Source organism: Pseudomonas sp. W15Feb9B (assembly GCF_000828175.1).
Taxonomy (GTDB): Bacteria; Pseudomonadota; Gammaproteobacteria; order Pseudomonadales; family Pseudomonadaceae; genus Aquipseudomonas; species Aquipseudomonas parakoreensis.
In genome coordinates this window covers 163,894-170,533 of record NZ_JTKF01000008.1, presented here as the reverse complement: position 1 = coordinate 170,533, position 6,640 = coordinate 163,894, and the positions used below count along the sequence as shown (strand labels likewise).

The 6,640-nt window shown below is 61.1% G+C and carries 4 protein-coding genes and 2 pseudogenes; 3 read left to right on the top strand and 3 right to left on the bottom strand.

Translation table 11 applies throughout. The features are described from left to right. Positions 1-157: 157 nt before the first annotated feature. Together OC71_RS28650 and OC71_RS28645 are read right to left on the bottom strand one after the other, a co-directional pair. Positions 158-757, bottom strand: a pseudogene (locus OC71_RS28650) (methyl-accepting chemotaxis protein); the annotation flags it as partial. Positions 758-1,060: 303 nt separating this feature from the next. After that, a pseudogene (locus OC71_RS28645) lies at positions 1,061-1,717 on the bottom strand (MCP four helix bundle domain-containing protein); the annotation flags it as partial. A gap of 344 nt (positions 1,718-2,061) precedes the next feature. Between OC71_RS28645 and OC71_RS06410 the strand changes: the two are divergent. From OC71_RS06410 to OC71_RS06400, 3 genes are all read left to right on the top strand, one after another. Next, positions 2,062-2,292, top strand: coding sequence for a hypothetical protein (locus OC71_RS06410; protein WP_007967306.1), 231 nt, complete (start codon positions 2,062-2,064; stop codon positions 2,290-2,292). Continuing rightward, the gene (locus OC71_RS06405) at positions 2,289-2,591 is read left to right on the top strand and encodes a cell division protein ZapA (protein WP_007967308.1); all 303 of its coding nucleotides are present in this window, start codon (positions 2,289-2,291) and stop codon (positions 2,589-2,591) included. Before OC71_RS06410 ends, OC71_RS06405 begins: the two co-directional genes overlap by 4 nt. A 99-nt stretch (positions 2,592-2,690) precedes the next feature. Beyond that, positions 2,691-4,628, top strand: a complete 1,938-nt coding sequence (locus tag OC71_RS06400; RefSeq protein WP_041065888.1) for a methyl-accepting chemotaxis protein — start codon at positions 2,691-2,693, stop codon at positions 4,626-4,628. 142 nt (positions 4,629-4,770) lie between these two features. Here OC71_RS06400 and OC71_RS06395 read toward each other — a convergent pair whose 3' ends face one another. After that, entirely contained in the window at positions 4,771-6,573 is a 1,803-nt protein-coding gene (locus OC71_RS06395) for an acyl-CoA dehydrogenase (protein ID WP_041065885.1), read from the bottom strand. Between the last annotated feature and the right edge of the window lie 67 nt (positions 6,574-6,640).

Here is a 6,640-nt window from a genome sequence, read left to right as displayed (position 1 = left end):
GGAGGGAGAGGGGACCGACCGCGGGGTTTGTTCAAGTTACACCGACCTGCTATATCGAGCCGAACTCAAAATCTGCAAAGCCCCCAATGTGCTCCCTTTCCCCCTCTCCCTCTGGGAGAGGGCTGGGGTGAGGGGCTTTTGACCTTGATCTGAAAATTTACAGGCTGAACCGCCCGACCATATTGTTCAGATCCAGCGCCAACCGTGACAGCTCGTTGCTCGCCGCACTGGTCTGATTCGCGCCGGTCGCCGATTGCACCGAGAGGTCGCGGATGTTCACCAGGTTGCGATCCACTTCGCGGGCCACTTGTGCCTGCTCTTCAGCGGCGCTGGCGATCACCAGGTTGCGCTCGTTGATCTCGACGATCGCGCTGTTGATGGTGTCCAGCGACATCCCGGCGCCACGCGCAATGTTCAGCGTCGATTCGGCACGCTCGGTGCTGTTGCGCATCGAATCCACGGCGTGTTCGGTGCCGCTCTGGATGCTGCCGATCATGCGTTCGATTTCGCTGGTCGACTGTTGGGTGCGATGCGCCAGGGCACGCACCTCATCGGCGACTACGGCGAAACCACGCCCGGCTTCACCGGCACGTGCCGCTTCAATCGCCGCGTTCAGGGCCAGCAGGTTGGTCTGATCCGCCAGACCACGAATCACGTCCAGCACCTTGCCGATGTCACGGGACTCATTCGCCAGATCGCCGATCAGGGTCGCGGTGCTCTGCACGTCGGCGCTCATGCGCTCGATAGCGCTGACGGTTTCCTGCACCAGGTCGCGGCCGTCGCCCGCCGAAGTGGTGGCGTTCTTCGAGGCTTCCGAAGTGCTCACTGCGTTGCGCGCCACTTCTTCCACGGCGCTGGTCATCTCGTTGACGGCGGTGGCAGCCTGTTCGATTTCGTTGTTCTGCTGGGTCAGGCCACGGGCGCTTTCGTCGGTGACGCTGTTCAGTTCTTCCGCCGCAGATGCAAGCTGGGTGGCCGAGCCGGAAATGCGCTGCAAGGTGTCGCGCAACTTCGATTGCATCTTGGCCATGGCCGCCAGCAGACGTCCGGCTTCGTCGGTGCCGTCGACGTGGATCGGCTGGGTCAGATTGCCCTCGGCAATGGTTTCTGCCGCGTCCAGTGCTTTGGAAATCGGCTTGGTGATGCTGATGGTCAGCAGCCAGGCGAACAGCAAGGTCAGGCCGGTCGCCACCACCAGCAGGGTGACCACCAGATTGAACGCCGAGGAATACTGGTCGACCGCCTCTTGATTGGTCTGGCTGATCTGCTCGCCGTTGATCTGCATCAGGCGGTTGAGCACGGTGTTCATCGCTTCGGAGTTGTTCAGCAACTCGGTGTTGAGCAGGTTGCGCAGCTCGTCCACCTGATTGTTGCGCGACAGGCTCTTCATCCGGTCTTCGATCTGGCGGTACTGGCCCAGCAACTGCACATATTGATCGTAGGCCGCGCGTTCCTGCGGGCCGCTGATCAACGGCTCATAGGCCGATTGGGCGGCGCGGATCTGCTGGTTGCGGGTGTCCAGCAGTTCCATGGTCTTCTGCTGCACGTCCGGCTCGCGATTGACCAGCAAGCGATACGACAGCACCCGCAGGCGCAAGGTCAGTTGGGTGAACTCGTCGAGGTTCTTGATGCTCGGCACGCTGCTGTTGGTGATGTCCTCGGCAGCGCCGCGGATTTTGCTCATCTGGTTCAGGGCGAACACGCCGAGAATCAGCATCAGGCCGCCGATCAGGGCGAAGCCGGTGAACGCCCGGGGGGCGATATTCATATTGCGAAGGGACATGGCGCGGATACCAGAAAGGGCCGCATCCATGCGGGCTGAGACTGCTGTATGGATGACTTATCGGTCATACGACTAAAGTCTTGAGGCACTGTGCGTATTTGTCGCATAGGGGGCTGAGCGACGAAGTGCAGGAACCAGATCGGCAGATCACAGTCTTTTAAACTCGCGAGAACAGTCGGCCGCCAGGAAAATCAAGGCCTTGCGCCGGTATAGCCCTGGCATCCGCAGTGACTTTTCTTTATCGTACGCGCCCTTTGAAAAACGCCTGGAAGATCAAAATGTTGGAAGCATCCCTCAGCCAATTGGAACAGCTCGTCAGCGACCTGGTGCAACAGAACCAGACCCTCGCGCAAACCAACCAGACCCTGTCCACGGAACTGGCCCAGGCCAAGGATGAAAACGAAAGCCTGCAACTGAGCCTGATGGAACAGGAAGAGAAGCACGGCGCCACCGCAGCGCGCATCCAGGCCCTGGTTGATCGCGTCAACGCAGGTCCTGTCAGCGCATGAACCACGGCACCGCAGGGGTAAAAGTCATCTCCATTCTCGGGGAGGACTATTCGATCAAGGCACCGGCCGGGGAAGAACAGACCCTGCTGGACGCCGCACTGATGCTCAAGGCCGCTCTGGCCGACACCAAACGCAAATACCCGACGCTGATCGGTGACCGCTTGCTGGTGCTGGCAGCGATGAACCTGTGCTCGCAGCAGATCGAAATGAAGAAGCAGCACCAGCAGGAACTCGACCGTTACCAAGAGCAAGTCAGCGCCACGGTCGACACCATCGCCAAGACCATCAATCAGGGCTGATGGGGTTGCGCACAACCAAAGAATAGATTGTCGATCAGGTTGTATACAATCGGCACGGCTGTTGCATTGTTTCGGCCACTTATTCTTTGGGGGTGCTCCATGCAGTTGTGGCGACGCAGTATTCAATGGCAGCTGATTCTCAGCATGGGCACCGCCCTGCTGGTCAGCATCCTGATCGTGATTGGCATTTATACCCTGGTGGTCAACCGCCTCGCCCAGAGCTATCTGGTCGAACAAGCGCTGCCGTCGAGCATCGAAGCGACGCGCAACGACATCGAACGCATCCTCGTCCAGCCGCTGACAGCCGCCAAAGACATCGCGAGCAACAGCATGGTGCGCGACTGGCTGGCCTCGGGTGAAGACAGCAGCAAAACAGCGGCTTTCGCGCAGTATCTGGAAGGCATCCGCGCCGAACATAAAGCCTTCACTGCGTTGATCATCGGCAGCGACTCCAATCACTACATCACCGAAAAAGGCTTGGATCGCACGCTCAGCCGGACCAAACCAGCCGATGCCTGGTTCTATTCCTTTCTCGACAGCAATCAGCCGCGCACCCTGAACATTGACAACGATGGCGCCACTGGAGAATTGGCGCTGTTCATCGACTTGAAGGTCGAGCAGGCCGGCAAAGTGGTCGGCGTCGCCGGGCTGGGCTTGAGCATGAAAGAGCTGTCGGAGCTGATCCACAACTTCAGCTTTGGCGAACGCGGCAAGGTCTATCTCGTGCGTTCCGACGGTTTGATCCAGGTCCATCCCGAGGCGCAGTTCAGCGGCAAGCGCACCCTCACGGAGCAAATCGGTGCGTCGGCGGCGCAAGCGGTCATGGGTCAAAAAGTCGCCACCAACAGCTCGTTCCAGCGCGATGGCGAAGACTTCCTCGCCTTCAGCCTGCCGCTGCGCGATCTGGGCTGGACGCTGGTGGCCGAAGTGCCGCAAGCGCAGATCTACGCCGAAGCCCGCAAGGCGATGTGGATGAGCGGCGGTATCGGCTTGGCGGTGGCGCTGGTGTGCTTGGCGCTGGTGGTGTGGCTGGCCCAGGGGCTGGTGCGACCGATTCGTCAGGTAACAGCCGCGCTGGTAGCGATCGGTAGCGGCGGTGGAGATTTGACCCATCGGTTAGATTCCAGTCGCGCCGATGAGCTGGGCGATCTGGCGCGAGGCTTCAACCGTTTCCTCGACAGCCAGCGCGGGCTGATCGGCGAAGTGCTGACCACCAGCGAGCGCCTGCGCACAGCCGTCGGCCAAGTGGCGAAAGTGGTGGAAAACACCGCTGAACGCTCCGGGCGTCAGCAGGAAATGACCGACATGGTCGCCACCGCGGTGCACGAGATGGGCCTGACCGTGCAGGAAATCGCGCAGAACGCCGGCAACGCCGCACTCGCCTCGCAAACCGCCCGGGATGAAGCGTTGCAGGCGCGGGAAGTGGTTGGCGGCTCGATTCGTCATATCGAAAGCATGTCCGATGAGATTGGCGTGGCGGCGGGCGCGGTGGGTGAGCTGGCGCATCAGGTGGCGTCGATCGATTCGGTGCTGGCAGTGATTCGCGGGGTGTCCGAGCAGACCAATCTGCTGGCGCTCAACGCTGCCATCGAAGCCGCGCGGGCCGGCGACATGGGCCGTGGGTTTGCCGTGGTGGCCGATGAAGTACGCACCTTGGCGAGACGGACTCAGGCGTCTACCGACGAGATCCAGCAGATGATCGGCAGCCTCAAGCAAGGCGCCGAGAATGCGGTGTCATCGATGCGTACCGGGCAGGCGGCGACCGGCACCGGGGTTGAGTCGAGCCAGCGTACCGGCGCCTCCCTGACCGCGATTACCGGGCAGGTCGAGCGCATCAGCGACATGAACCATCAAGTGGCAACCGCGACAGAAGAACAGTCGGCGGTGACTGAAGAGATCAACCGCAACGTGCAGGGAATTTCCGATCTGGCCCGGGCCACGGCCGGAGAGGTGCGGGCGTGTCGTGAGGATTGTCAGATGTTGCAGCGGTTGGCGGATGATCTGGCGCGGCAGATGGGAGGGTTCAAGTTGAGCTGATGTGTCCTCCGTTCGGGCCTCTTCGCGGGCAAGCCCGCTCCCACAGGTCTTGTGACAGGTCACTTAATATGTGAACGCCACAGGACCCTGTGGGAGCGGGCTTGCCCGCGAAGACGGCATCAGCAGCGACAAAAAATCTGGATCAGAACCACGCATCCTGCATCGCCAGACACGTATCATCCCGCGCGTCCAGCAACGCCAGCTCATGGTGACAGCCCGGCACTTCCCACGTCAGGAAATACCGCGCTGCCTGCAGCTTGCCCTTATAAAAGTCAGCATCTGCCGCATTGCCTTTGGCCAGACCTTCCTCGGCGCGGATCGCCTGTTCCAGCCAGCGCCAGCCAATCACCGTGTGCCCGAATACCTTCAAGTACAGCGCCGAATTCGCCAGGCTGCTGTTGACCTTGCCCTGCGCCAGATCGGTCAGCAGGCCGATGGTGACTGTTTGCAGGCGCGCCACCAGTTGCTCCAGTGGCTCACGCAATGCCGTTAACGATTCATACGCGGTCGCGCGCTCGGCGGTGTTGGCGATCAGGCGGATCAGTTGCTTCAATCCGGCGCCGCCGTTCTGCGCCAGTTTGCGCCCGAGCAAGTCCAGCGACTGAATGCCGTGGGTACCTTCGTGGATCGGGTTCAGGCGGTTGTCGCGGTAATACTGCTCAACCGGGTATTCGCGGGTGTAACCGTGGCCGCCGAGAATCTGGATCGCCAGTTCGTTGGCCTTCAGGCAGAACTCCGACGGCCAGGATTTGACGATCGGCGTCAGCAGATCCAGCAACTCATGGGCCTGTTTACGCTCGGCTTCGGTCTCCAGCGTCGTGGTGTCATCGAACAGTCGCGCCGCGTACAAACCGAGGTCAAACGCCCCTTCGACGTAGGACTTTTGCGTCAACAGCATGCGTCTGACATCGGCGTGCTGAATGATCGCCACTGGCGCGGTGGTTGGATCCTTGCTGTCCGGCACCCGCCCTTGCGGGCGTTCGCGGGCGTATTCCAGCGAGTACAGGTAACCGGCGTAACCGAGCATCACTGCGCCCATGCCGACGCCGATCCGCGCCTCATTCATCATCTGGAACATGTAGCTCAAGCCATGGTGCGGCTTGCCCACCAGATAGCCGACACAATCGCCGTTATCGCCGAAGTTCAGTGCCGTCGAGGTGGTGCCGCGCCAGCCCATCTTGTGGAACAGCCCGGCCAGCAGCACATCGTTGCGCGCACCGAGGCTGCCGTCAGCATTGACCAGAAACTTCGGCACGATGAACAGCGAAATACCTTTCACGCCTGGCGGCGCGTCGGGCAGTTTGGCCAGCACCATGTGCACGATGTTTTCCGACAGCGGGTGATCGCCGCCGGAAATGAAGATCTTGTTGCCCTTCAGGCGATAGGTGCCGTCAGACGCCGGCTCGGCGCGGGTACGAATATCCGACAACGACGAACCGGCGTGCGGTTCGGTCAGGGCCATGGTGCCGAAGAAACGGCCGTCGATCATCGGTTGCAGGAAGCGCTGTTTCTGCTCGTCGCTGCCGAAGCTTTCGATCAGGTTGGCCGCGCCCATGGTCAGGAACGGGTAGGAAGTGGTCGCCGCGTTCGCCGCTTGAAAGTGCGCAAAGCACGCTTGCGACAGCAGCGTCGGCAGTTGCATGCCGCCCGCTTCGAAACTGCGCGCGGCATTCAGGAAGCCGGCCTCGAGGAACGCGTCCACCGCCGGTTTCACTTCCGGGATCAGAACCGCCTGACCATTTTCGTAGCGCGGCTCGTTCTCGTCGCCCTTGCGGTTGTGCGGTGCGAAGTATTTCTCGGCGATGTTGCGCGCCGTGCCAAGGGCCGCATCGAATGTTTCACGGTTGTGCTCGGCAAAGCGCTCACGCCGGGTCAGGCCCTCGGCATCGAGGACTTCGTACAGCTCGAAAGCCAGATTGCGGGAACTGAGCAGCGTCTCGGACATGGCGGCCTACCTGAAAATTGGGATTGGGCCGAGTCTAGGCGTGCTGATAAAGGCTGAACAGGATGAT